We start from the raw sequence: 25,184 nt of genomic DNA, 5'->3' as shown, positions 1-25,184 counted from the left end.
CGGAGGCGAAGCTGAGGAGGCTCAGCGCGAGCCCCACGGAAAGCGAAGTGTATTCCGGCTGCGGGTAATAGCAACAAACTTTACGAAAACAGCCATTTTTTATTTTAATGAATATACTACCTTTACAAACAGAAAAGACCTTGTTATCATAGGAATAATTTAAATCCAAAAAATAGCAAAAGCGATGAAGAGAAGAGTAAATAACCTAATTCTTTAAAGAGAGCTCCAGCTGCTGAAAAGGAGTAAGAATTACTTATTGAACCAAGACTCTGAGCATTCACATTGGAACTTATGTTGAAGGGATAGTGTGACAGGTGCTCCTGTTATAGAGCTAGGGTATAAGTAGGTAACTACCGTACCTGAAGAGTTTAATATGGCGACATATTAATAAACTGGGGTGGCACCACGGATATAAAATCTCGTCCTCAAGACTAATTGTCTTGGGGGTGGGATTTTTTTTATTGGCAAAAAATAGTTTTCACTTAAAAAACGGAGGGATAAAAATGACGGAAGAGAAAGTAGCGTTAGATAATAGCTTGGAAAAAACGGTAGCTGAAGACTTACAAAATGGGGCATATAATCGAATGATTTGCACAAGATTTCCTCCTGAGCCAAATGGATATCTACACATTGGCAGTGCATATGCCATCCATATGAACTATGCGATTGCGAAAAAGTTTAACGGGAATTTTAACCTGCGTTTTGACGATACCAATCCTTTAAAAGAAGATATGGAATATGTGGATTCGATTATTGATGATATTAATTGGCTAGGCTATTCTCCAGAGGAACGGATTTTTTATGGGTCTGACTATTCCAATGAAATATTTCATGCAGCATTGAATTTGATCAAGAAAGGCAAGGCATATGTTTGTGAATTGTCTCCTGAGCAAATAAAGGAATACCGCGGAACACTTACAGAGCCTGGTAAAAATAGTCCTTATCGAAACAGAACAGTGGAGGAGAATCTCGATTTATTTTGGAGAATGAAAAATGGCGAATTTCCAACAGGATCGCATGTATTACGAGCAAAAATCGATATGGCCTCGCCAAATATGAATTTAAGAGATCCGATTCTTTACAGGATTATTCACGCCAATCATTATAGAACGGGTAATGAGTGGTGTATTTACCCAATGTACGATTTTGCTCATCCTCTTCAAGATGCAATCGAAGGTATTACCCATTCCTTGTGCTCTATCGAATTCAAAGACCACAGACCTTTATATGAGTGGGTATTGACTGAGCTAGAAATAAAGGAAGCACCAAAACAAAGAGAATTTGGACGGGTGAATATAACGGGTGTTGTAACGAGTAAACGATATTTAAGGGAATTAGTGTTAGGGAAGCTGGTAGATGGATGGGATGATCCAAGATTACCAACAATCCGTGGACTTCGGAGAAGAGGTTTTACCCCAGAAAGTATCCGCACCTTTGTTCAAGAACTTGGGTTTGTAAGACATCAAAGTACAGCCGATATAGCAATGCTGGAAAGTACACTTAGGAGCGAATTAAAGTCCAAAGTTCATACGGTGATGGCAGTATTAAATCCATTAAAGGTGACGATCACCAATTATCCTGAGGACAAAACTGAGCTTTTAACGATTGAAAATAATCCGGAAAATCCCGCATTAGGAAATAGAGAGGTCGTATTTTCAAAAGAAATTTATATCGAAAAAGAGGACTTCATGGAAGTTCCGATAAAAGGGTTTAAAAGATTAGCTTTACATGCAGAGGTTCGATTAAAAGGAGCGTATTTCATCAAGTGTAATGAAGTGATTAAAGATGAAGCTACAGGTGAAATTATCGAGCTTAGATGTACTTATGATCCAAAGACCAAAAGTGGGACAGGATTTTCTGAGCGGAAAGTAAAAGGAACGATTCATTGGGTTTCCGCTATAAATAGTGAAATAGTGGAGGTAAATCTTTTCGATAAATTATTTGAGGACGAAACGATTGTGAAAGATGCAGAAAAAACGTGGGAGGAAAAAATGAATCCCAATTCTAAAGTTACACTAAAACATTGCAGAATTGAATCTTGGATAAAGGACGCAAAAATCGAAGATAGGTTCCAATTTTTGCGACACGGTTATTTTTGTGTAGATAAATATTCTACAAAAGATAAATTAATTTTTAATAGAATTGTGTCATTGAAGGATTCGTGGAAAGGGAAAAAAGGATAAAGTTGAAATCGAGTGCAAAAATTTTGCACTCGATTTTTTACTTAGTAGCTAGCAGAATTGATAAGGCTAAAACATTAATGTTTTAAGTAATAATTATAATGTCAAAAGTATTTGACATTTTTGAGGTACATGCTACAATAATAAATGTAAAACACTTTTGACATTTCGTAAGGAGGAAACTAAAAATGGATTGGGTTAAAATTGTGTATTCAGCTATATTGTTAGTTTGCGGAATTTTGATTTTTGTAGCTCCATTTTCTCAAAAAGGTGATGAAAGAAGAAAGTTTATCAACACAAAAGCTCAATCATATGTATTTATCGTAGTGACAGGTATGCTAATTTTAGAAGTAGCACAGTCCATATATCTAACGTTGCAGGGGAATAGTTATACTAATGGTAATGGAATTTCTCCGATAATGTTTCTGACGGTGATTCTAGTTATATATTTGGTAACATTATTAGTTTACAGAAAAAAATATGGTGATTAAATGAAAAATAATATTAAGTATTTAAGAAAATTAGCTAAATTATCTCAGGAAGAACTGGCTAAACTTTGTAAGGTATCCAGGCAAACAATAAATGCAATTGAAAATGATAAATACGATCCAACCTTACAATTAGCATTTGATATAGCCTCTATACTGGATACCACAGTAGATGAGCTTTTCTTCAGTGGTTCTATAAAAAAATGAATGGACCTCCTATTGGGGTCTTTTTTTGAACTTACTCAATTTACGAAAAAAGCCATTACAAAAAAACAAAGAGAAATGGGAATGTATGTTAAAATATAGCAAAATAGTCTAAGAAATAAAAATGGTAATGGAGTTATTGCCGGAGAAGTATACAAGTGATATAGAATAATTGGGTTATTACTTCCAAATGTTAAAACTATAGATAGAGAGAAGGGGATTTCAATGGAATTAGTGAGACCATCTGAGCAGTTTATGGAACAGTTAATGGAATATAGGTCAGCATTTTTACATAGAAAAGAACAGCCTTATGGTGGCAGCTCCTTGCAAAATTATACGGATTTTCATGAATGGCTCAATAAAGTAATCAGCCAGGAAAATGGCGATAACCTACCACCAAATCGGGTTCCGGCTACTCAATTTTTAAGCATTAGCAATGGGAAATTAATTGGACTTATTAATATTCGCCATCGATTAACACCAGAATTGTTAATGGAGAGTGGGCATATCGGCTATAGCATTCATCCAGAAGAACGCAGGAAAGGATATGCGACAGAGCAGCTGCGACTAAGTTTAATAGAAGCTAATAAACTTGGTCTAAGTAAAGTATTAATAACCTGTGATAAAGAAAATATCGCCTCTGCCAAAACGATTCAAAAAGTGGGCGGAGTGTTAGAGAATGAAGTAATTTCCGCAGATGGGAAGGAGATTGTACAGCGTTATTGGATTGAAATTGGTTAAAGTTATTCTAACCTTGCTAGCCTAAGTTACAGTGATTTTTCTAAATCAGATTAATCAATTTCACCTTTAGTAAAGTAGTATTTACTTAACAATGACAAGGAGGAGGGTTTATGTATAGAATTGCAATCATTTCAGATATTCACGGGAATATGTACGCATTGAAAGCGGTACTTAAAGATATTAAAGAAAAATCAGTTGACTTCATCTATTGTCTTGGTGATATGATTGGCGTCGGCCTATACCCGAATGAGGTATTACATTCCTTATTTGAATTGGATAATATGGAAATATTAACAGGTAACCATGATGAATCAGTGTTAGCAATACTTAACGATGAACCTTATCCTAAAAGCAGATTCCATGTTATCCCACACCATCAATGGATTGCAGAAAGGTTAAATAAAGAGTATATTTCTAAATTGAAGAATCTACCTCGAATAATCAATCCTACCTTCTATGAACAAAGTTTTCATTTCATTCATTACCCAATGAAACAATCCATGTATAATATGCATATAAGTAAAGACCCTTTTGATCGAACTGGTATTCCGTCCTTAGAAAACTTCGCTCCCCTAGATGGACTGGATTCTACCTCTTTAGTCTGTTTTGGACACGACCATCGCACCCATCAATTTTTATGTGAAAATAAAACCTTTTATAATGCAGGTTCTCTTGGATGTTTCAATGAGCCATTTGCTCGATATGGGATTATAGATATTAGGGAGAAAGGATTTAACATTATGCAACAATATGTTCCATATGAATTTCATACTTACCTGGACGAGATAAGGAACGCAAACATTCCTCGTAAGAAAAAAATTCTAGCTATGTATGAGTAATGACCGTGCTAGAAAGAAAATAATAGATATGAAGTTTGAAAGGGGCTACAGATGAAAAAATATATGATCAAACAAATTAAAAATCTAATGAACTATGAGTTAGATAGTCTAGTAGAGCAAAGTATGGAAGATGGCTTTCGATTTGTTGAAAGATTAGTGAAAGATTATAAAAATGAAATTAATACCTTCAACCATTTTGGTGAGATATTATTTGGTGTATTTGATGAAGCGGATGTCCTAATTGCTATTGGAGGCTTAAATAAAGATCCATTTTCAAGAGACCAATCTATTGGAAGGCTAAGGAGGGTATATGTTCGTAAAGAATTTAGAAGAGAGGGTATAGGAGGTTTATTAGTCAAAAAGATTATGGTTGAAGCAAGAAAATATTATAAAATATTGGTGCTTCATACAGATACGGAACAGGCAGATAATTTCTATACTTCTATCGGATTTTCAAAGAGTAATCTTTATTCAAATGCAAGTCACTTTATAGAGTTGAAAAGATAAAAAGCACCCCAAAAATGAAGTGCAACTTGCCAGTAAGTTATTATTTTTTACCAATTCTACCTAATGTAAACCTTGTTCCAAAGCAATCAGTTCATCCCTACTCTCTGATATATGAGGATATCTATCTAATATAGTATGGATTAGATCAGCTTTGTTTTTGTTGGTTAATATCCAAGATAGATCATCATGTAAAAACTGAATGTAACCTTTGAAGGAATTATCATTATTGACACTCTCATTTATAGATAACATTAATTTCAAGTGCCCTTGATAAAAAGGTACATCTTCCTCAGAAGCAAGTTTTACAGAAGTTGCCGATGCTTCCAATGCCTTATCCAAGTCTGTAAATAAAAGAACGTTTGCGTATTGCTGATAATAGGAGCTATAAGGAAATAAATGAACAAGACGGTCGAAATTTTCAATGGATTTTTCATAATCGCCCATTTCTAAATAAATAGTAGAGATTAAATGAATGACATTATCCACATTAGGGATAAGATCGTTCATTTCAAGTGCACTTTCCAATGCAGCTTCTGGATTAGCATCTTGATATAGTTGACCTCTAGCGCTAATTTCCATGGAAGGATATGTTTTGAGTGTCTTGAACAGTTCCGTTTCATAGGATTTTAATGGTTGTCCAGTTATTTGTTCAAAGGCATTTGAAAAATTGTTGTCTTTGCACGCTTCCATCAATTTCGGGATTACTGATGTTCCTTCTTTTTTAATCAAAAGTCCTACTAGTAACCTACTTTGTAGATAGGGATCAAAAGGAGAATTCAAATGCTTATTCCATTGCTTATGTGTTTCAAGTTCCTCGAAGCTTGCGTTTTCCGTTACTTGAATTTCTTCCATTGTAATGCCGTTGTCTTTTCTTTCCACATATGCTGCTAGACCCTCGTGAAACCATACTGGTATATCAGAAGTCTTAAGTCCTGCACTTTCTAAAGTACTCGAAATAAGATGATGGGTGTATTCATGGACAATCGATTCCTTAAACACCTGCATCTCTTCCGCATTATGAGGAACAGCTAGATAAATCGATTTTTTTTCATCTATATAATATCCAGCTACATAACCATCATCAGTAATTCCAAACAATTTTTGTAATACTGATGGATCCTCGATTAAAACAATCGCTATTGGATTATTCCGGTCTTTTCCAAAAAGCTCCATAAAGAGTTTTTCCTGTTCTTTTAATGATTGAAGAGCTTCATTAATAACGTTTGAATGGTCTTCTTGTTCATTATATTTGAAGGTAATAGAACCAATTTTCTTTGAAAGTGCATTTTCTTCTTCTACAATAGGCTTCGAATAGATAAGTTCTTGAATGTCTTTTACTATTCCCATTTCTTTTACTGCATTCCTATTTATAAATAATATGACTCCCAAGAGTAGGAAGAATGAAGCAAAGCATAGTATTAATTTTTTCTTCATATATATTGGTTTCCTCCAAGAAATAAATAATAATCTGCTATAATAATAACATGAAAATGTGTAAATTCTGAAAAAATGGAAATCTAATAGATGTTTTTACTTAGCTTATGTAACCATATGGTTGCTTCATATTTGCTACCTTTACATGCTTTGTCTTATAAGCATCCTTTTTTGCAGTTCACTCCGCAACGGAAATGGACTGCTTTTTTAATTCTAAGATCTTTCAACAGGAAAAAAATAAATAGAAATAGGCTTTAAAATAATCGTTAAACTTGTTTATCAATAAAAAAAGTATAAAATTAAATAAATATTTATTGTAAAACGATAAATAATATGGTAAATTTCAATAAGATATTAAATAGGAGAGGTGCTTTTTTTATGAAAAAAGGAACAACACTTTTTTTAAAGATAGCTGTCGTTCTTATTGGAACCCCCGTTCTTGCTTTAGGATTATGGGGAATATATGATTTGGCTAAAAATCCAGCAAATCCAGATTATGCCCATATACTATATCCGATTGTAATAGGGATATATTTATCGGCAATTCCATTTTATATGGCGCTTTATCAGACTTTCAGACTTTTAGGGTATATTGATAGGAATGAAGCTTTCTCGTCAATGTCGGTAAAGGCATTAAGCCATATAAAGAAAGATGCAATCATCATCAGTATCTTATATGTACTAATGATGCCTTTCATTTTTCTCTTAGCACAGTCAGATGATGCTCCAGGTCTTATCTTATTTGGAATGATTCCGATTTTTGCTTCCATCGTAATCGCGGTCTTTGCAGCTGTTCTTCAAAGGCTTTTACAACAAGCGATCGATATAAAATCAGAAAATGATTTAACAGTCTGAGGTGAATGAAATGGCAATTGTAATTAATATTGATGTGATGTTAGCGAAAAGGAAAATGAGTGTGACCGAACTTTCAGAGCGGGTTGGAATCACGATGGCGAATCTATCTATTTTGAAAAATGGAAAAGCAAAGGCAATTCGACTTTCAACATTAGAGGGGATTTGCAAGGCTTTAGAATGTCAGCCTGGAGAAATCTTAGAATATCGTAGAGATCAAGAAAATGAATAAGCAGAATTACAGGGCATTCATTATTATGTATGACAGAAAGAGTCATAGCTTATTTGTGAACATGGAAATATTAAAAAGTATATCGAAAGAAGGGAAAATCAATGAAACTACCTTTTTTCACTAAGAAACAAGCAGAAGTATCCGTCTTTTATCCGAATGATACTATACCGGAGCATATTGCTATAATAATGGACGGAAACGGACGCTGGGCAAAGCAGAGGGGCATGCCCAGAGCTGCTGGCCATAAAGAAGGAGTATCTACTGTCGTAAAAATTGTTAAGACAGCAGTTAAATGCAAGGTGAAAGTTCTCACACTTTATACGTTTTCTACAGAAAACTGGAAACGTCCTAAGCCTGAGATAGAGTTTATATTGAGGCTTCCTAAGGATTTTCTATCTATTTATCTACCAGATCTTATAGCTAATAATGTTCGTATAGAGGCAGTAGGGGACATCGGAAAACTTCCAGCTCATACACGTGAAGCAATAGAGGATGCAATGGAACGTACTCGCAGTAATGACGGCCTTTTGCTTAATTTTGCGCTTAACTATGGAAGCCGAGATGAGATTTTAAATGCGATGAAAGAGATGTTTTTGGATATAAACAAAGGGGAATTTTCACTGGAAGAATTGGATGAACAGAAGTTTTCAAACTACCTTTATACAGCTGGTATGAAAGAACCTGACCTTCTTATTCGAACAGGAGGGGAAATACGCCTGAGTAATTTCCTGCTCTGGCAGCTGGCGTACACGGAGTTCTGGTTTACTGATGTGCTGTGGCCCGATTTCTCTGAGAAGGAATTTCTACAAGCATTGGAAGAATTCTGCAAACGAAAAAGACGGTATGGTGGGCTATAAGAGTTGGGATTATATTGTATCAAACCAGACCAACTTCAAATTGTACTTTAACGGTTGATTATTGCTATAATAATCAATATTTAAAGTAGGGGGAGCGTAAGATGGAAGCGAACGTTTTTGAACAGATGGCCAAAAGGTATGATACAGAAGATAGAATGGAATTGGCTAAAGTGATCGTGAAGGAAGTAAGAACAGAACTAGAAGACAGTAAATCCCAATCTTTAATCGACTATGGGAGTGGTACTGGGCTCGTTAGTTTAGAATTAACCGATTTGGTAGATTCGATTTTGTTGGTGGATTCATGGGAACAAATGCTGGAGGTTGCGAAAGCGAAAATAGCGCTAAAAGGTATTACTAACGCAAACGTACTTTATTCCGATTTTACGCAAGAAACTTCTGAACTTAAATCGGACATTATTTTCATGTCTCTAGTTCTTCTTCATATACCGGATACGAAAAAAATCTTGCAGGAATTGTTCCATATCTTAAACGATGGCGGCAAGCTTATTATTGTTGATTTTGACAAGAACGAGAACATCAGCCATCCGAAGGTTCATAACGGTTTTTCACATGAAAAATTGAAAGAAATATTAACCGAAGCTGGATTCAAGTCATCAAAAATAAAGACATTTTATCATGGCAAAGAGATTTTTATGAAAAAGGATGCATCGATGTTTATCGCCTGCAGTATAAAATGATTATTGTTTGATCATACAATATCAGAATGGATTATTCCAATGAAATAATTTAATTTTCCATTGTAGAATGGCTTTCTTGTTGACAAATATAAAAATTTGGAATATCTTATATTTATGCTTTAGCCGAGTACCCTCGTGACTTCAGTCGTGGGTTGTTGGCTTAAATACTTAGTTGTAAGTTAATTTTTCTTCTTTGGAGATTAAGACTTTAGCATTCTTTTAATAATTGTATTGACTGAATGAAAAAGTAACTTAATAGAATAAGGAAAAGTGATTTTATAAATAAGTAGTCCAATAATATATGAATGTCTTTATATGAAAGTTAAATGAAAATATAAAAACCTATAAAGGGTAGCTCTTCAAAAAATGCGCTGCAATTAGTTGAAGAGAAGCCGACAATTTTTTTGATTCCTATGATTTAAAATCATGGTGAATTTTAAAGATTGTCGGCTTTTTTATTGGGAAAAAATGTTTGTTTCCATAAAGAAGGAATGGAATTCTTGTAAATTAAAGGTTTTTTCTAAGTAAGAGTAAAAGGAGAAATTCAACATGTTTGTTTCGCAGAGTTTGCTATTATTACTAGTATTGTTTTTTATGATGATTATTGTTTCTATGCTAAGTGGATTATTACTTCTGCATCCAAGAATGCCATTGAGTTATGTGAAAATACATAGTTGGATTGTGTCTTTACCGCCTTTGATTTCTTTAGTAGCACTTGTAAAAACGAATGGAAGAGAAAATATTGGTCCTTTGCACTTGGATTCCTTGGCTTGGTTAATGACTTTTTTCGTTCTTGCCATTGGATTAATTGTTCAACGTTTTTCTATACGCTACTTAATGGGAGATCGTTCTTATCGAAAATATTTTCCACTCTTTACATTCACAACAACTGCCGCTTCCATTGCCTGGTTAAGTGCTGATCTTCGCTTAATGGTTCTATTTTGGGGGGCAACCCTTGCTGGATTAACCTTGCTTATAAGATTAAACAGTGGGTGGAAAGTAGCGAATGAAGCATCTAAGATCTCTGGTCGCAACTTTATATTTGGCTGGTTGGCCTTATTATTGGCGGTCATTTGGCTATTTCAATGTACAGGTAATTGGCAATTATCGTCAGCTCTATCTACTGAAAATTTAGCACAGCTTGCAACATGGGAAAGAACAGGGATTAACTTACTGATTGTCCTAGCGGTTATCATTCCAGCAGCTCAATGGCCATTCCAAAGATGGTTAGTAGAGTCTGTTGTTGCGCCTACTCCTGTTTCTGCGATTATGCATGCAGGAATTGTGAATGCAGGTGGGATTATGCTTGCTCGTTTTTCTCCACTATTTAATGGAGATGTTTCTTCCATTATTTTACTTGTTTTTGCGGGGATTTCTGTTTTGGTTGGTACTGGAATTAGTTTAGTACAAGTTGACTACAAGCGTCAGCTAGTTGGCTCGACTATTGGACAAATGGGCTTTATGCTCATTCAATGTGCGTTAGGTGCATATATTGCTGCCATAATTCATCTAATTCTACATGGTTTGTTTAAAGCAACCCTTTTTTTACAGTCAGGTTCAGCAGTGCGCCGTTTCGAAGGACCCACTCACAGTAATAAGCAGGCTTCCTTTTTATGGACAATGACGGGGTGGATTTTAGGCTTCGTTGTTGGGTTGGTTTTTTGGCTCAAGGCACCAGGAGAGGGATATCAACTAATTAGTGCCTTAATCTTAGGGTGGTCCTTGTCTATTTCTTGGAGACAGCTAGTAGCTTTTGGAGAAGGGAGCATTGGTCGAATCGCAGGGTTATTAATGGTAGGAGGAACGGCTGCTATTTATTTCGCTATTCATCATTTTTTCTATGATTTCCTGCAGACTACTGTTTCCCAGGGGAATCAACCTCCAATAGCAGCAGTCATCATTGTTGCTTGTCTCTTATTAGTTGGCAGTGCAATAAGGGCATTTACTGCACGTAATCGTTCGTCTATTTTCTTTACGGTACTTTATCTTTGGTTAGTGAGATTAGGGGAAGCAAAGCCCAAATCTGTAGAGAGCCATCCGAGCTATTTAAAACAACAATTACCATAAGGAGGTAATTAGTGATGAGTGTTACATCTGTATTAACAAAAGAAAATTCAAATAAGAAAGAGATAACTATTGATTTCATAGAAAGTAATATTAGTAGTCTAGTTGAAACTGCTAGTAAAGTAATTGCCCCACTTTGGCCGATTTCTACCTTTGCAGCACGTCATCCTTGGATGGGACTTGAAAAGCAATCTTTTGATCAAGTTGCGGGTTGGTTAAAGAATACTCGTGATGTTGATATTTATCCAAGTGCTTCTATGATTCTTTCTGCCAAAAATAAGGGAGAGATTAATGAAGCATTTGTGAAGCAGGGACTGCAGTGTTGGCTTGATTCAAATTTACATACATTTAGTCTCCCAAGAGATGTAGCAGAGCGCTTTTGCCATGCAGCACTGAAATTGGAACCAATCCCAACTAATCTTTTATCATCAACAGAACTTAAGAAAAAAGGGGAGGAGTATTCGGAACGAATTGCCGATACTATCGATCATTCCTCCATCCAACCAATCAGTTCTCAAATAGAGAATCAAGATAGGGAAAGGTTAATCAATATTCTCGATTACCATGTAATTAAGTGGTGTAAATTATATCTCGATGACTCTCAGGCAGGTTGGGAAATGCCACATCGCGAGGAAGGTTTCTTTCGTTCTTGGCACCGTCTCGTTTGTTATGATCCAGCACTATCTAAATCACAGCGTGAAAGCTTAAAAAGTTGGCCAGAAGAGGCTGATAGTGCTTTGGAAAATGCATTAAAAGCACTGAATATCCCTGAAACAGAAATCCAGAGTTATCTAGAAGCACATTTACTTTCCTTACCGGGTTGGGCAGGAATGATGCTTTGGCGTTCTAACCAGTCGAGTGAGGAAAATGCTTTACTAACCGAATATTTGGCAGTAAGAATTTCGTTGGAATGGGCTCTAATACATCCTTATCTACCTTTTAGGAATAAACAATTGAAGAAAAAGGAGTCCATTCATTCTCTTCTAGCAGCTTGGATTCACTGGGGAAGCCTTTCGCTAGAGGAATGGTCACATAAGTCATGTGCTAAACAACAGGAATATTTGTTATTTGCGGCAAAATTTGATGAGAAGCTCTGCAGAAAATTGTGGCTAGAAGCTTGGGAACAAACACATGCTGAGCAGTTAAAGCAAAAGATAATCTCTAATCAATCTAGTAACAGCGAGAAGGATACAGCATTAGCGCAATTCGTATTTTGTATTGATGTACGCTCAGAACCGTTTCGTCGTCAACTGGAAAAAGAAGGTCCATTTGAAACGATTGGCATGGCTGGTTTCTTTGGGGTACCGATTGCAACGAATGAACTAGGATGCAAACATAGTCATCCATCCTTGCCAATTATGAATAAGCCTTTGCACAAAATTATAGAGAGTACGGAGGAGAATGACTTAATTTCCTTTCAACAACGCAAGCAGGCAGTTCATTCATTAAGCTACACATTTAAAACAATGAAACAGAACTTACTTGCAAGCTTACTTTTACCAGAATTAAGTGGTCCCTTTCTTAGTCTCCAAATGGTGGCACGCAGCTTTATGCCAAAAAGTGCAGATCGTTTCATTCACAATGTTCGTAAAACTTGGTTGCGTAAACCTAAAACAAGCCTGGTGCTTAATCATGTTCATCCAACAGAGACCGGAATACCCATTGGATTTTCCGAGGGAGATAAAGTGAACTATGCACGTCAAGCTTTAAAGATGATGGGGATAACAGATAACTTCAGCCCATTGGTTGTTATATGTGGACATGGTAGCCAAAGTACCAATAACCCTTATGCGTCTTCTCTTGAATGTGGTGCATGTGGTGGGGCATCAGGTGGATTCAATGCTAGGGTTTTAGCGACTTTATGTAATCTTCCTGAAGTAAGGAAAGGACTTTCTTTGGAAGGAATAGCTATTCCTGATGAAACTGTTTTTGTAGCGGCTGAGCACAATACAACGGTGGATGAATTACACTGGATTTATGTTCCGGAACTTTCCAAATCAGCACAAGTTGCATTTCAGCGTATCGAAGCCATTTTGCCAAGGGTTTGCCATCATGCAAATGAAGAGAGACTAGCTAAATTACCTCATTTCCAATCGAAACATAACAAACCAAAGTCTGAGGCCTATCAACTAGCGGAAGATTGGAGCGTGATCCGTCCGGAATGGGGGTTAGCGGGCAATGCTGCATTTATTATCGGGCAACGTGAGTTAACGAATGGTTGTGACTTAGAAGGAAGAGTCTTTCTTCATAATTATAATTGGCAGAAGGATCGAAGTGGGGAACTTTTGGATACGATTATTTCAGGACCAGGAACTGTCGCTCAATGGATAAATTTAGAATATTACGCATCAACAGTAGCACCACATTATTATGGTAGTGGCAATAAGGCAACGCAAACCGTTACAGCAGGCCTTGGGGTTATGCAGGGGAATGCGAGTGACTTATTAACTGGACTACCTTGGCAATCTGTTATGCAATCAGACAATGAGGCTTATCATTCTCCGCTACGTTTACTTATTGTCATTCAAGCACCTAAAGAATATGTAGAGCGCTTATTAAAAAATAATGCAGTATTTCAACAAAAAGTCCAAAATGGTTGGGTCCGACTAGCAAGTGTCGACCCAGAAGGTCATTGGCAAAACTGGTAGCAGTTGATTTACATTACAAAGGGGTGTACGATATGAATTTAGAAAAGACGAAAAAAGTGTTATTTCTGATGGACGTTAGAGAAAGCTTGGAGTCTATTTTAAAAGAAGAAACGAATATTCAACGAGAAAACATGCTGACTATCAAATGCTTTGGTCCTGTTATTTCAAATCCTTTTGGGGATATTATGAGGTCGATTATTATTGCAATTTATCAGGAACAAGTGGAAGAGATTTTTGTTGTAGGAACAGGAGAGGAAGGGTATAATGCTATTTCTATAGACAGGCAATCTGATGTAAAAACACAAACATTGGATTATCTTTTTCAAAATAGCATGCCTGAATTTTCCGGTGAAACGATTAATGAATGGTTAAATGGTAAACAAAATACTGGAGACAATATCAAAAATTGTGTTAATATGATTTGTCACCATCCATTAGTGCCTGCAAATGTTAAAGTTAGAGGTTTAATGATCAATAATCAGCATGGAAAGTCTTCCATTGTGGAGATTACTGCAAATAAAACTGCTTAAAAAAATGATAAAACGCATAAATTATTAATGAGTCACCAATTGGATTGGTATATATTCATATATAATACAGAGATTTCTTCAAATGGAGTGCTTTTAACGAAGATTTGCTTCTACAAGGGGCCTACCATTTTAAAATAAAAAACAGATAGAAAACTAGTTTTTATTGTTCAATAGGGGATGCATAATAAATGAAAATATCAAAAGGCTCTTGTGAAGCCGAGATAAGTAAGGCAATTACTCAATGGGAAAAGGACTTTCTTGGTCGTGGATCTTTATCTGTCAAAACAGATATATTACGGGATATGATAATAGTGAGTTTACAAGGTATTTTAACACCAGCGGAATATACGGTGTGTGAAACAAAAGAAGGACTATTAACCATTAAGAAAACTCGTTCCGAATTAGTGGAATCAGGTGTAGAAGAACTAAAGAAATGTATATTAACCATTACTGGAGAAGAAGTAAAAAGTTTTCATACAGATTTAAGCTCTCGTACAGGTGAACGGGTGATGGTATTTAAATTATTTAATAATGTGGAAAATCTTTTTATGTAAAAGGTTAGGGATGGGAAAGAAAAGTTTAGATACAGAGAACAAGTTCCCCTTTTTATGGATAAAAAGGGGAACTTGTTCATTTCTCCGATATAATAAATAAAACACCAACAAGAATTAGGATAGAGCCAATCCAAAAGGTTAAACCGATACTTTCTCCAAGAATAAGCCAACCAAGAATTGCTCCGACCACAGGCTGGAAGAAGAAAAAGATTCCTCCACTTGAGGCGTTAAGCATTTGTAGCCCACGGTTCCATAGTAGAAATCCTCCGGCTGTTGAAATAATGCCTAAATATAATAGACCTCCAAAAATAGAAGGATGTCCCCATTCAGAAATATTGATTCCTAGTAGCCTTGGCATAACAAAAGGTGTCAACACGATTAAAGCGACAGCGATAGAATAAGTAGTGACAACAATTTGTGAATAGTCACTTGGCAAAAGCTTTACAAGTACAGACATAAATGCCCACGTCAATGCGGCGATTAAAAGTGCAATCCCACCTAATTTGCTTGTTAAATCAAGATCACCGATTCCGACAATAAGAAAAACGCCAATTGTAGCGAGAGAAACGGAAAGACCCTTTTTCATTGTCAAACGTTCTTTAAGCAGCAATCGTGCAAAAATAACCATAAACGCAGGGGTGGCTGAAGTGATAATTGCACCCATTTGAGCTGTGGACAACATGGTACCTGTTTCTTGAGCAATAATAGAAATGGCATTTCCAATAATGCCGATGGCTATGATAATAAGGAAATAACGTTTTTCGATTCGCCATTTTTGCCGAGTTACCAAGCCAATGATAAGCAATGTGACAATAGCAATTAGATAACGAATCCACACAAGTTCAAGTGGGGGAATGACCGCAACGACCACTTTCACAACAACGTACATACCACCCCAAATGCTTGCAGCTAAAGTTAAATAAATAGATCCTAATATACTTTTTTTCATTTTTATCCTCCGTTTTTTTAGTAGGTCTAAAAGCCCCTAACGGAGAGATGCAGTCACCTTTCTCATTAAGAGCAGAAAGGTGCTGCTGGTACATCATTTTCAAATAATGGAGTCCAATACATTCGATTCACCTCTTCATCGATAAATATTTCTTTCAGTATAGCAGATTCAAATAATTCTTTGTTTTCAGATTTTAAGATATTAGAAAGTGTGTTAAATTATTCATATTAAAAAGGATACTACGATATCTTTTTCAATACATAATAGTAGGTTGAAATAAGGAGTGAATCTTTTGGATAGAGATAACGATCATTCAGACATTTTTAAACATATAGTAAAGAAACTATGCAAAATTAATAATATTTCTCCACGGAAACCTAGATTTGAACATATCGAAAACTTAATGGTAATAAGTATTAAAAACCATTTAAAAGATGGTGTTGACTCAGATTGTTTTTATATTTTAAACCTGATTTACCAAATAATTGGGCCATCTGGGATAAGGTTTCATCAGCAATTGGTTCTCTATCCAAATTCGAGGCGAGTGGATAGAGTAACTGTTTCTTTTAAAAAAGAGGATTTTGATACTTTAAATATGAAACTGTTAGAAGGTAGCATAAATAACTAATGAGCATTTTGTTGTCCAATGGAGCAATAACTAAAGCTATAATTAATGAAACCAAATTGTTCCATAAACGTATGAATACATATAGGGAAAATCATTAGCGAAATGGAATTCGATCCTGGGAACCTAAATTAGCTGAATTGGAGGAAGAAATGAAGAAAGGTACACTATTGATAGTCGGTGGATGATTTTTATTTATGGCAGGAATTTACGTATTTACTTTTTTATCCACTAAATGGATTATCATCGGGACGACGCTCTTTATTGTTGGAGGATTTATGATGGGGGGGGTAGCTCATACTTCTTGATTCACTCAAAAATAAGCAGACTCCTAAATAACTAGAAGATTAAAATACTGGAGGTCAGGATAAGATGAAAAAAATTGTTTGGGCTTGTCTTACTTTAGGTTGCATTATTTTTGTTAATTGGGGATTAGCAGCAATTTTTAATAACAATTTCATTGATTGGTCTTTTTTAGCTGGGCTTGCAGTATCCATTTTTATCGGTTTCTTTAATTCTTCGGGTGGATTTATGTCTGATTTGGCTGATGCACGGCTTCAAAGCGGTAATAACGATGAACAATGGGCTGCAACGGAAGTGAAAACAAAAATAGACAGGCAGAAAAGAAGTTTTACCCCTACACTATCCTTCTATGTTTCTATAGCTTATACCATTATTGCTGGTATCGTTTCTTTTATTTACTTCTGATTTCTTAATAATCAACTAATTTTAGAAATAACAGATCATACTACCTCAGTTTTTTCTATTAAATAGTAAAATTTTAAAAAAAGCTTTGGTATTAAGTTAAAATAGAGCAAATAGGAGTGAAGTGCATAGCAAAGATTAAGGGGGGAAACTATGAGTGATAATTCAGAAGAAAAGAACCCTAAATTAGAAAGCTATATAGCATATGGAATGATTTTTGGATTATTAGCTGGCTCGATATTTAGTACATTTGGAATTATAGCAGGGAATGTATTTTTAGCAGTTGGTAGCTGTGGAGTAGGAATAACGCTAGGAATGCTGACAGGTACTTTGCTATACTCTATTAAAAAAGAAAGAAGCTAAGCGTCATATATTAGTGGTAGAAATGGGAGGATCTTCATTTGGAAGAGGTAAAAGTAGTTTACGCATTAATTAGAAATAGGGATACTCAGATTTTAATGGTAAAAAATCATGAGGGTCATTGGTCTTTTCCAGGAGGTAAAGTGGAAACAGGAGAATCATTAGAAGAAGCTGTTATTCGGGAAGTAGAAGAGGAAACTGGTCTGATTATAAAACCAGGTAAAATAGTCGCGATTAATGAAGGGAAGTTTTTAAAAAGAAATAATCACGCTATCTTTTTTACTTTTGAAGGAGAAATTGTTGGGGGGATGGAAGGCATTATAATACCAGAGGAAATACTGCAGCTTCAGTGGTTTCATATAGAAGAAGCGGATAAATTGGCTTCTTATTATGCAGATGGTATTAGTGAACTTTTGCTAGGAAAGGTCCCTTACTATAATCAAGGCACGATATAAATTTACAAGAAATACATATAGAATTAATAAAACCTTTGCACTTTCCTTATTACGCCTTTGGTACTATTAGTATATGACAATGAATAGTTCAGGAGAGTGCAAATGAGAAAATTTATGTTATTGATTAAGCTATTATTATCCATGCCAAAAACGCTATATTTTAACTTTAAAGCCTTCCCATTTAAACTCTCTATAAAGCTACCTATCTTAATTTCATACAATACAAAGATTGCGGATGTTAGTAGGGATACCTGTGTCATTAATGGCAAAATAACGCGATTTATGATTAAGGTGAATTTCACCAATGGGTCAGACGGAGTCAATCAATCACTAAAAAATAGCGGATTTATTTGTGTGAAAAAGGAAGGGAAATTAATTTTCAACGGAAAAGCTAATTTCGCGAGCGGAGTTTCCATTCGAGTGGACAAGGGGTCTTTAGCCTTCGGGGGAAACTTTGACTGTAATCGAAACTGCTTTTTTGCATGCCGGGAAAGGATAGAAATAGGCGATAATGTCTTATTTGGATGGAGCGTTAGTGTAAGAGATTCCAATGGACATACCATTTATAATATCTTGGATAATAGCAAAGATAAAAACACAGAGCCTGTCACAATAGGTAACCATATTTGGATAGGGGCAAATGTAGATATCCTAAAAGGTACCGAAATAGCAGATGATTGCATCGTCGGATATAATAGCTGTGTTACGAAAAAATTCAAAGAGAAGAATTGCACAATAGCAGGTTATCCAGCTAAAATTGTGAGAGAAAATGTAGGGTGGGCTAGATAATACATATCGGTTTATAACCATAAGTTCAAGCATAAAAAAGTGATCAAAGGTGATCACTTTTTTTCTGTGTAGATTAGCGGTGGAATAGTCAGAGGATTGTGTTATTATCACTTTATAGAAATAATCAACCAATAGTGTAAATTAAGTGGAGAATACAAGGAACTGAGTTGGGAAGGAATAGGAAGCTGTTTTTTTATTATGGATCACTTGTATCTAAATGGAATGGCCAATGAAAGGGGAGAGGAATATGGAAGATATAATAAAAAGAATCGACTACTGGATAAAATTACTACCAAAAGAATTCAACTCCTTGTCGGAAACGGAAATATCAACTCGCCCATTACCGAATAAATGGGCTAAAAAAGAGATAGTAGGACATCTATGTGATTCAGCCATTAATAATTTGGATCGGTTTGTAAAAATTCAATATGAGGAACAACCATATCGAATCCAATCGTATGATCAAGATCAATGGGTAATTGTTCAAAATTATCAAGAAAGGCCACTTGATGAAATTCTAAATCTTTTTCAAACATTGAATAAACAAATTATTAATATCATAATGAATATTCCTACTGAAAAATTAACTTATATATGTGATTTGGGTAACACCCATAAAACATTACAGTGGCTAATACAAGACTATCTTGACCATATGGAACATCATATCAATAACCAAATTTTAATCAGATAAAAAGGAATCCTTCCAAACTACCGAGCTAGCACTCGGTTTTTTTCTTTGGAAAAAGTTTGGGAAAATAAAAAAGTTTCGGCCAAATTGCAACTTAAGTCGTCTAATAAGTAGAAGTAAGAAAGTAGGTGAGGAACATAAGTACCGAAATGGAGCAACAAACGGAAAAAGAAACAGCTTTTTTAAAGCTTTTTCAACAATATGAGCACGACATTTACAGAATGGCTTATGTTTATGTCAAAAATAAGGATGATGCACTAGATATCGTACAGGAAACAGCCTATAAATCTTTTCAAAAATTTAGCAGTGTGAAAGATGTTACCCTATTTAAAACGTGGATAATAAAAATTGCGATAAACTGCTCGATTGATTTGTTAAGAAAAAATAAGAAATTAGTATATTTACAGGTGGAAGGTACGATAGAATCCTCCATTTCGATGAAAGAAGATATTCCACTATCTATATCCTTACAAGATCTATTGGATATATTGAATGAAGAGGAAAAGACAGTTGTATTGCTAAAGTTTTACCAAGGCTACACGTTTAATGAGATATCGGACTTTTTAGACATGCCGCTAAGCACAGTCAAATCAATGTTATATCGTGCGCTTGAGAAACTTCGAAAAAAAGTAAGGAGGGCAGATATGTATGGATAATAAAATCAGACAAGAATTAGATAAAATTGAAATACCTGAGGACTTACATAATAGAGTCATTTTAGGAATGCAAAAAGCAAAGAATGAAAACCCAAGCCCTGTTCTAAATAACTCATCAAGTAATAAAAAAACATGGTCAAAACGCAAGAAAAGGATTGTGTCTTGGAGTACGGTAGCTGTTTTAATGATTATATTTTTCAGTTCTGCACTTGTATCGCCAACTATGGCAAAAATGATTTCTTCTATCCCTTATTTAGGATCTGTCTTTCAATCGAAATCCATTATGACAGTCATTTATGAGGAATTAGTAGATAAAGGGTATGAAATTGAAGGGATAGGAATTGGATATGACCCTCAAAAAAAGATTATGATAAGTATTAAAGGTTCGGATTATTATAAAGAAGTGAAAAATGAAGTGAAAAAGATTGCTGTAAACAAACTGAACGAAAAAGGGTATGATGCTTATATAGTAGAGGTGAATGAATATAAAGAGCGAACAGATTATGTCCTGAATGAAGAAGAAAATGCAGAAAAGCAATTACTTGAGCAAAAAGTGGAAGAAAAAATGAAGAAATTAGATTATAAATTTGATATGGTCCAGGTTGATCCTACGGAAAACGCTATTTTTATCAATATTGTCGGGGATAAAAAATATTTCCAATCAATAGAGAAAAAGGTGGAAAAGGCTGGACTAGAGGTGACAAATGCAAATCATTATAAAGGTTACCGGATTATTCCGACGAATACAAGGGTTGAGGTAAGAGTTGCTGATAATATAGCACCCGTCGAATCAGCCATTGCGGAAGGTCTATTATCTAAAAAAGAATACAAGGTAACAGGTGTAAGCTATAAAAGGGTACCATTGACATTTATTATTAGTACCTCTGAATTAAGTTCCAATCCTCATTCAAAACAACTAGGAGCTGAAATTGAAGGAGTAATTGTGGAGTTTTTAAAATCTGATGAAATAGCAGACATACTTGCTAATGAAGAGTATAGCATTATTGTAAACAGTAAAGATAATAAGAAAATAAACTAAAAGAAAGATGGGAAGTTGATGTGACTTCCCATCTTTCTTTTAGTTTGTCATAAACTCGTTAACTAATTGATAACTTCTTGCCTTTGTTGATTCATATAAAGAGATATATAATGCGACATTTTCAAAGGTGCCTCCATTATATTTTAGTCTTTCTTCCTCTGCTCTAGTCTCTTTCTGTTCAATCCATTTCAGCTGTTCCTTATTTAAATCCTTCATAGACTGTGGAGATAGCTCCTTTTTTAAAATAGTATAAATAGCATTTAAAGCTTTGTCATACTGTTCATAAGAAACTCCATAGTAGTTTTTCATAGCGTTTGTTGCACCTGAATCTGAACCCTCTTTGTCAGGTAATGTATCAAGCTCTTTTTGGATGTTGTCTAATCTTTCGATAAAAACTTTTTTGTTTCCCTCAATCTTATCTGGCAAGGCATCAAGTTCTTTTTGAATGTTATCTAAGCTTTCTTTCCTTCTTTCCTCTGTATCATCCTTCGGTTGCGATTCGCTATTATTAATGGAGGTTCCACCCGAACCTTTATTTTCGCTAGTACTGGATTCCACTGTAGTGTGAGATGAATCATTAGATTGGGATGAATCGTTTGTACTGTCAGTAGTTGAATCATCACTGCTTTCTAGTATATGATCAGGTTTAGATTGTTGATTGACAGCTGCAGCATCATCAGATGAATTACTACATGCAGTCATTCCTATTAGTAAAATAACCAATAGGGTTGATACTATATAAGTTTTATATTTCTTCATTTTTACAACTCCGATCTCCTTTTAAAAGAAATAAATAGTTTCCTATTTATTATTCTTTTATTGTAATCTCCAAATTATGGTAAGTCCCTTATTAATCATTCTATCATACTTAGAATATTGAACCAAATTAGCTTGTTTCTTGACGGAGAAACTATTTTGTGGCAAAATAACTACCGAACGGTCGGTAGTTAAGTGAAAGGGAGGGGATTAATTTGAATAAGTATTGGCTAATGGTTTTTAGTGCTGGGATTGTGGAGGTTGCTTGGGTTTCTGGTCTAAAACATGCATCTACTTTTTTAGAATGGACTGGAACAATGGCCGCAATCATCATTAGTTTTTATCTCTTAATCTATACAACCAAATATTTGCCTATTGGTACGGTTTACGCAGTGTTTACTGGGTTGGGGACAGCTGGAACAGTGATTGCGGAAATCATTCTGTTTAAGGAACCAATTAATCTAGTGAAAATAGTATTGATTCTCGTTTTACTTATAGGGGTAATTGGCTTAAAAATGGTAACAGATGAAGCGACAAATAAAGAGGAGGCTTAAAACATGGCATGGGTAGCTTTAATTGCTGCAGGTTGTTGTGAGATAATAGGTGTCATCAATATTAAACGGTTAACGATGAAAAAATGGGATGCGCTCCTCTATTTAATTATTGGGTTTATGTGTAGCTTTGCATTACTAACCTATGCAATGAAGACTATTTCAATGGGTACAGCATATGGCGTATGGACAGGAATTGGAACAGTTGGATCCGCCATCTTAGGGATGTTTGTATACGGGGAGCCAAAGGATTGGAAAAGAATCTTATTTATTGCAATGATTCTTTGTGCTGCAGTTGGTTTGAAACTAATCTCATAAAGGAGAGACTTTCGTGAAAAAAGAAGAAATAAAAAAAGCGGCAATTAAGTTTTTTTTACAAAATGGATTTGAAGGAGCATCTCTTTCTGAAATTGCCGAAGAAGCGGGCATAAAAAAAGCGTCGATTTATTCCCATTTCAAAGGAAAAGATGACCTTTTTCTCGAAGTATTAAAAGAAGCAAAGGCAGAGGAAATCGAGCGTAAACAGGATTTTTTTGAAAAAGAAGATAGTAGCAATCCAGAAACGTTTCTGTATCATTACTTACTTTACGTAAAAGGAATGTTTCAGGAAAATGAAATGCTGAAATTTTGGCTAAGAATGGGCTTCTTCCCGCCAATGCATTTATATGATGTCATTCAAACAGAAGTAACAGAAGCAGAGAATTTCCAGGAGCATTTAATTGGCCAAAAGTGTGGGATGTGGATAGAAAAAGGGCAGCTTAGCATAAAAGATGCAAACACTTTCAACTCCGCTTTTACAGGAATAATCATCGCAATCATGGTGGAAATTGTTTATTTTAATTCGGGAAAAAGAGTGGATGATAAATTAGAAGCATTGTGGGAGGTTTTTTGGAAGGGTGTTTCGAGATAAGAAAAGGGGGGAAGGGAATTTTGCAAAAAAATATTATTATATATATTCCGGTGTATACGGAAGAAAATTCTAGCTTCCCAAAACCTGTAATAGGAATCTATAATTATTGGCTCCATGTAGTGGATTACTATTTACGAAAATCGGATTGTGTTGAAATTCATTGCTGGAATGAAGAAACGACTACTATAGAAGAAATCAAATCACAGTTTTATCCTGAAATCGAAATACGGAAAGAGGGTAACTTAACGATATTTTATGGGAAGAAAACAGCAGCATTTGTCCATTATTTATGCAACCGCTATACAAATAAAGCTAGAGAATTAAAGTGGTTTACGGTGAATTTATTAAAGGAAGAGGGTATTGTATTTCATTCCAGTCATTGGGGAACAGAAATCTTTGTTCCCAATGTTATTGAAAAGGAAATCTCCTTTATCAAAAGTGTAAGCCCAAAAGATGCTCAAATGGAAATATATTAATTAGAATAGTAGTTAAGCCTCACCAAATCCCATTGCAAATGCTAATAATGTAAAAATAACACCTGATGCAACATTTAAAAGGACTCCAAGGATAATATTGCTCCATTTCTTAGACAAGATAGCAAATGCCATTCCAGTTAAAGATAAAATACTAAATAATAAGAAGAAAATGCCTGCATTTTTGGCGCTGAGAAAAAAGGATAATAGAATAGAAATACCAACCATAAGTAGGGACACCCATCCATTTTTAGTCATTTGTAGCCCTCCATTATTTTGTAGTAAGTGTATTATACAATATTTCGAAATGGGATGGAGGTTATTTCCAATTTTTTTATGAAAGTATTTATAGAAAATCCCCATAGTAAGCTGGCAAATCTTCTTCAACCTCGCATGGCGTTCCGTTTAAATAATTTTTTCCAAATAGTGAAACCGATTAAAGCACCAATCGTATTAAGGATAAAATCATCGATATCGAAGCTTCCTCTTCTTAAATTTAAAAAATTTCCATTCCTAAATAAATGAATTTTCAAAAAAATAAAAAGCGCTAATGGAAATATTATACTATAATTAGAGAGAATAGTGAAAAGTAAATGGAAAAGGAGAACTCAAATGTTTAAAAACCGGTTTGTTCTATATGGATTTATTTTTATTATCCTTGTTACTGGTTTCGTTGTTTATCAAAAAGTAACGGATGACACATATAAGGGAATGACTATTATTCCTGAACAAGAGAAAGATATTCCTTTATACGCTGGACTTAAACCAACTGAACACCATTATATTATGAATGGAAATAGATGGGAGGATATTTATGAATACTACGATCAAGAACTTCCAAAGCACGGATGGAAAGTGGAGGTTAAAGGCTCAGCGCTTGAGGATAATGATTCAGCAAATGATTGGTCTGGATTTTATTCAACTTGGAGGAAAGAAGGATTTGACGGTGAACTGTCTCTATCTGCTTCGTATAATAAGGCAGAAAAGCAAACAGAAGTAATGTTTGATAAGCGGGACATTCTAGATAGTACAGTATGGTTGAAGAAAAATCCAGAGAAGATTCGTATATATCAAAATGACTCGGAACAAGATGCTGTAGAAATAACAGATAAAGCAGCAATTAGCGAAATTGTTCAGTTCATAAATAACGAAGCATATGATTCAAAAGAAACTACTTTTAGTAGAAAGTATACAAAATTAATGGACTTAGGAAATTTGAAAATAAAAGTATATTATGAAAAGGAGAAGACTGTTTTTCTTCAAACTGAAAACGGAATGAAAGAAGCTAAGCCAGATCCTAGTTTTATGGCGTTTATATTAGCTAAAGGGAATTGAAGGTTATTTTTTTGAAGATAAATGCGAAGGTAGAGAATAATAGCCTTGTAAAGTGAGGAGAT

31 protein-coding genes and 1 other annotated feature are annotated in these 25,184 nt (G+C 35.0%); of the genes, 27 read left to right on the top strand and 4 right to left on the bottom strand.

Annotated elements, in window-relative coordinates; genetic code table 11:
- Window positions 1-175: 175 nt before the first annotated feature.
- Window positions 176-430: a binding site (T-box leader), on the top strand.
- Window positions 431-503: 73 nt separating this feature from the next.
- The 6 genes from RTL21_RS16465 to RTL21_RS16440 all read left to right on the top strand — a co-directional run bounded on the left by RTL21_RS16465 (window position 504) and on the right by RTL21_RS16440 (window position 4,959).
- Window positions 504-2,183 (top strand): glutamine--tRNA ligase/YqeY domain fusion protein, encoded by a 1,680-nt coding sequence (locus RTL21_RS16465; protein ID WP_312097334.1) that lies wholly within the window; start codon window positions 504-506, stop codon window positions 2,181-2,183.
- Between the two features lie 185 nt (window positions 2,184-2,368).
- Window positions 2,369-2,671 (top strand): hypothetical protein, encoded by a 303-nt coding sequence (locus tag RTL21_RS16460; RefSeq protein ID WP_312097333.1) that lies wholly within the window; start codon window positions 2,369-2,371, stop codon window positions 2,669-2,671.
- Window positions 2,672-2,875, top strand: a complete 204-nt coding sequence (locus RTL21_RS16455) for a helix-turn-helix transcriptional regulator (RefSeq protein WP_312097331.1) — start codon at window positions 2,672-2,674, stop codon at window positions 2,873-2,875.
- Between the two features lie 222 nt (window positions 2,876-3,097).
- Window positions 3,098-3,613: a GNAT family N-acetyltransferase gene (locus RTL21_RS16450; protein ID WP_396954461.1), complete on the top strand. Its 516-nt coding sequence runs from the start codon at window positions 3,098-3,100 to the stop codon at window positions 3,611-3,613.
- Window positions 3,614-3,723: 110 nt separating this feature from the next.
- Complete coding sequence (locus tag RTL21_RS16445; RefSeq protein WP_312097329.1) at window positions 3,724-4,452, top strand: metallophosphoesterase family protein; 729 nt, start codon at window positions 3,724-3,726, stop codon at window positions 4,450-4,452.
- 51 nt (window positions 4,453-4,503) lie between these two features.
- On the top strand, window positions 4,504-4,959 hold the full coding sequence (locus RTL21_RS16440; protein WP_312097327.1) for a GNAT family N-acetyltransferase: 456 nt from the start codon (window positions 4,504-4,506) through the stop codon (window positions 4,957-4,959).
- A 60-nt stretch (window positions 4,960-5,019) separates the two neighbouring features.
- Here RTL21_RS16440 and RTL21_RS16435 read toward each other — a convergent pair whose 3' ends face one another.
- A complete protein-coding gene (locus RTL21_RS16435; protein WP_312097325.1) occupies window positions 5,020-6,393 on the bottom strand; it encodes a tetratricopeptide repeat protein in 1,374 nt (457 codons plus the stop codon).
- Window positions 6,394-6,771: 378 nt separating this feature from the next.
- On the opposite strand from RTL21_RS16435, the gene RTL21_RS16430 reads away from it, so the two are divergent.
- The 8 genes from RTL21_RS16430 to RTL21_RS16395 all read left to right on the top strand — a co-directional run bounded on the left by RTL21_RS16430 (window position 6,772) and on the right by RTL21_RS16395 (window position 14,828).
- Window positions 6,772-7,248 carry a DUF2975 domain-containing protein gene (locus RTL21_RS16430; RefSeq protein ID WP_312097323.1) on the top strand — a complete coding sequence of 159 codons (477 nt, stop codon included), beginning with the start codon at window positions 6,772-6,774 and terminating at the stop codon, window positions 7,246-7,248.
- Window positions 7,249-7,258: 10 nt separating this feature from the next.
- Window positions 7,259-7,477: a helix-turn-helix domain-containing protein gene (locus tag RTL21_RS16425; RefSeq protein WP_312097321.1), complete on the top strand. Its 219-nt coding sequence runs from the start codon at window positions 7,259-7,261 to the stop codon at window positions 7,475-7,477.
- 101 nt (window positions 7,478-7,578) lie between these two features.
- Complete coding sequence (locus tag RTL21_RS16420; RefSeq protein ID WP_312097319.1) at window positions 7,579-8,334, top strand: undecaprenyl pyrophosphate synthase; 756 nt, start codon at window positions 7,579-7,581, stop codon at window positions 8,332-8,334.
- Window positions 8,335-8,435: 101 nt separating this feature from the next.
- Window positions 8,436-9,032: a class I SAM-dependent methyltransferase gene (locus tag RTL21_RS16415; RefSeq protein ID WP_312097317.1), complete on the top strand. Its 597-nt coding sequence runs from the start codon at window positions 8,436-8,438 to the stop codon at window positions 9,030-9,032.
- A 549-nt stretch (window positions 9,033-9,581) separates the two neighbouring features.
- A complete protein-coding gene (locus tag RTL21_RS16410) occupies window positions 9,582-11,099 on the top strand; it encodes an NADH dehydrogenase subunit 5 (protein WP_312097315.1) in 1,518 nt (505 codons plus the stop codon).
- A 14-nt stretch (window positions 11,100-11,113) separates the two neighbouring features.
- Window positions 11,114-13,744: a DUF2309 domain-containing protein gene (locus RTL21_RS16405; RefSeq protein ID WP_312097313.1), complete on the top strand. Its 2,631-nt coding sequence runs from the start codon at window positions 11,114-11,116 to the stop codon at window positions 13,742-13,744.
- 32 nt (window positions 13,745-13,776) lie between these two features.
- Window positions 13,777-14,274, top strand: coding sequence for a carbonic anhydrase (locus tag RTL21_RS16400; RefSeq protein ID WP_312097311.1), 498 nt, complete (start codon window positions 13,777-13,779; stop codon window positions 14,272-14,274).
- Between the two features lie 188 nt (window positions 14,275-14,462).
- Window positions 14,463-14,828: a Na-translocating system protein MpsC family protein gene (locus RTL21_RS16395; RefSeq protein WP_312097309.1), complete on the top strand. Its 366-nt coding sequence runs from the start codon at window positions 14,463-14,465 to the stop codon at window positions 14,826-14,828.
- Between the two features lie 76 nt (window positions 14,829-14,904).
- On the opposite strand, the gene RTL21_RS16390 is transcribed toward RTL21_RS16395, so the two are convergent.
- Complete coding sequence (locus RTL21_RS16390) at window positions 14,905-15,777, bottom strand: DMT family transporter (RefSeq protein ID WP_312097308.1); 873 nt, start codon at window positions 15,775-15,777, stop codon at window positions 14,905-14,907.
- A 292-nt stretch (window positions 15,778-16,069) separates the two neighbouring features.
- Between RTL21_RS16390 and RTL21_RS16385 the strand changes: the two genes are divergently transcribed.
- From RTL21_RS16385 to RTL21_RS16350, 8 genes are all read left to right on the top strand, one after another.
- Window positions 16,070-16,405: a hypothetical protein gene (locus RTL21_RS16385; RefSeq protein WP_312097307.1), complete on the top strand. Its 336-nt coding sequence runs from the start codon at window positions 16,070-16,072 to the stop codon at window positions 16,403-16,405.
- Window positions 16,406-16,774: 369 nt separating this feature from the next.
- Window positions 16,775-17,110, top strand: a complete 336-nt coding sequence (locus RTL21_RS16380; protein ID WP_312097305.1) for a hypothetical protein — start codon at window positions 16,775-16,777, stop codon at window positions 17,108-17,110.
- A 150-nt stretch (window positions 17,111-17,260) separates the two neighbouring features.
- Window positions 17,261-17,470: a hypothetical protein gene (locus RTL21_RS16375; protein WP_312097303.1), complete on the top strand. Its 210-nt coding sequence runs from the start codon at window positions 17,261-17,263 to the stop codon at window positions 17,468-17,470.
- A gap of 38 nt (window positions 17,471-17,508) precedes the next feature.
- Window positions 17,509-17,922, top strand: a complete 414-nt coding sequence (locus RTL21_RS16370) for an NUDIX hydrolase (RefSeq protein WP_312097301.1) — start codon at window positions 17,509-17,511, stop codon at window positions 17,920-17,922.
- Between the two features lie 102 nt (window positions 17,923-18,024).
- Entirely contained in the window at window positions 18,025-18,711 is a 687-nt protein-coding gene (locus RTL21_RS16365; protein ID WP_312097300.1) for an acyltransferase, read from the top strand.
- Window positions 18,712-18,958: 247 nt separating this feature from the next.
- Window positions 18,959-19,405, top strand: a complete 447-nt coding sequence (locus RTL21_RS16360) for a DinB family protein (protein WP_312097298.1) — start codon at window positions 18,959-18,961, stop codon at window positions 19,403-19,405.
- Window positions 19,406-19,551: 146 nt separating this feature from the next.
- Complete coding sequence (locus RTL21_RS16355; protein WP_312097297.1) at window positions 19,552-20,058, top strand: RNA polymerase sigma factor; 507 nt, start codon at window positions 19,552-19,554, stop codon at window positions 20,056-20,058.
- Window positions 20,051-21,097 (top strand): DUF4179 domain-containing protein, encoded by a 1,047-nt coding sequence (locus tag RTL21_RS16350; RefSeq protein WP_312097296.1) that lies wholly within the window; start codon window positions 20,051-20,053, stop codon window positions 21,095-21,097. The genes RTL21_RS16355 and RTL21_RS16350 overlap by 8 nt, the downstream gene beginning before the upstream one ends.
- A 39-nt stretch (window positions 21,098-21,136) precedes the next feature.
- Here the strand turns inward: RTL21_RS16350 and RTL21_RS16345 are convergent, their stop codons facing one another.
- Window positions 21,137-21,856, bottom strand: a complete 720-nt coding sequence (locus tag RTL21_RS16345) for a lysozyme inhibitor LprI family protein (RefSeq protein WP_312097294.1) — start codon at window positions 21,854-21,856, stop codon at window positions 21,137-21,139.
- Between the two features lie 230 nt (window positions 21,857-22,086).
- Here RTL21_RS16345 and RTL21_RS16340 point away from each other — a divergent pair, with 230 nt between their 5' ends.
- Genes RTL21_RS16340 through RTL21_RS16325 form a run of 4 tightly spaced genes read left to right on the top strand, consistent with a single transcriptional unit; the run spans window position 22,087 to window position 23,790 of the window.
- Window positions 22,087-22,407 (top strand): DMT family transporter, encoded by a 321-nt coding sequence (locus RTL21_RS16340; RefSeq protein ID WP_312097342.1) that lies wholly within the window; start codon window positions 22,087-22,089, stop codon window positions 22,405-22,407.
- 3 nt (window positions 22,408-22,410) lie between these two features.
- The gene (locus tag RTL21_RS16335; RefSeq protein ID WP_312097293.1) at window positions 22,411-22,722 is read left to right on the top strand and encodes a DMT family transporter; all 312 of its coding nucleotides are present in this window, start codon (window positions 22,411-22,413) and stop codon (window positions 22,720-22,722) included.
- A 13-nt stretch (window positions 22,723-22,735) separates the two neighbouring features.
- Window positions 22,736-23,314: a TetR/AcrR family transcriptional regulator gene (locus tag RTL21_RS16330; RefSeq protein WP_312097291.1), complete on the top strand. Its 579-nt coding sequence runs from the start codon at window positions 22,736-22,738 to the stop codon at window positions 23,312-23,314.
- Window positions 23,315-23,334: 20 nt separating this feature from the next.
- Entirely contained in the window at window positions 23,335-23,790 is a 456-nt protein-coding gene (locus RTL21_RS16325) for a hypothetical protein (protein ID WP_312097290.1), read from the top strand.
- A 12-nt stretch (window positions 23,791-23,802) separates the two neighbouring features.
- On the opposite strand, the gene RTL21_RS16320 is transcribed toward RTL21_RS16325, so the two are convergent.
- Window positions 23,803-24,045: a hypothetical protein gene (locus RTL21_RS16320; protein ID WP_312097289.1), complete on the bottom strand. Its 243-nt coding sequence runs from the start codon at window positions 24,043-24,045 to the stop codon at window positions 23,803-23,805.
- A 354-nt stretch (window positions 24,046-24,399) separates the two neighbouring features.
- Between RTL21_RS16320 and RTL21_RS16315 the strand changes: the two genes are divergently transcribed.
- The gene (locus RTL21_RS16315) at window positions 24,400-25,122 is read left to right on the top strand and encodes a hypothetical protein (protein ID WP_312097288.1); all 723 of its coding nucleotides are present in this window, start codon (window positions 24,400-24,402) and stop codon (window positions 25,120-25,122) included.
- The last annotated feature ends 62 nt before the right edge of the window (window positions 25,123-25,184 follow it).

This window comes from Niallia sp. (assembly GCF_031978665.1).
GTDB lineage: Bacteria > Bacillota > Bacilli > Bacillales > Cytobacillaceae > Niallia.
The sequence above is the reverse complement of the archived record's forward strand: the minus strand, read 5'-3'. Positions and strand labels throughout refer to the sequence as shown.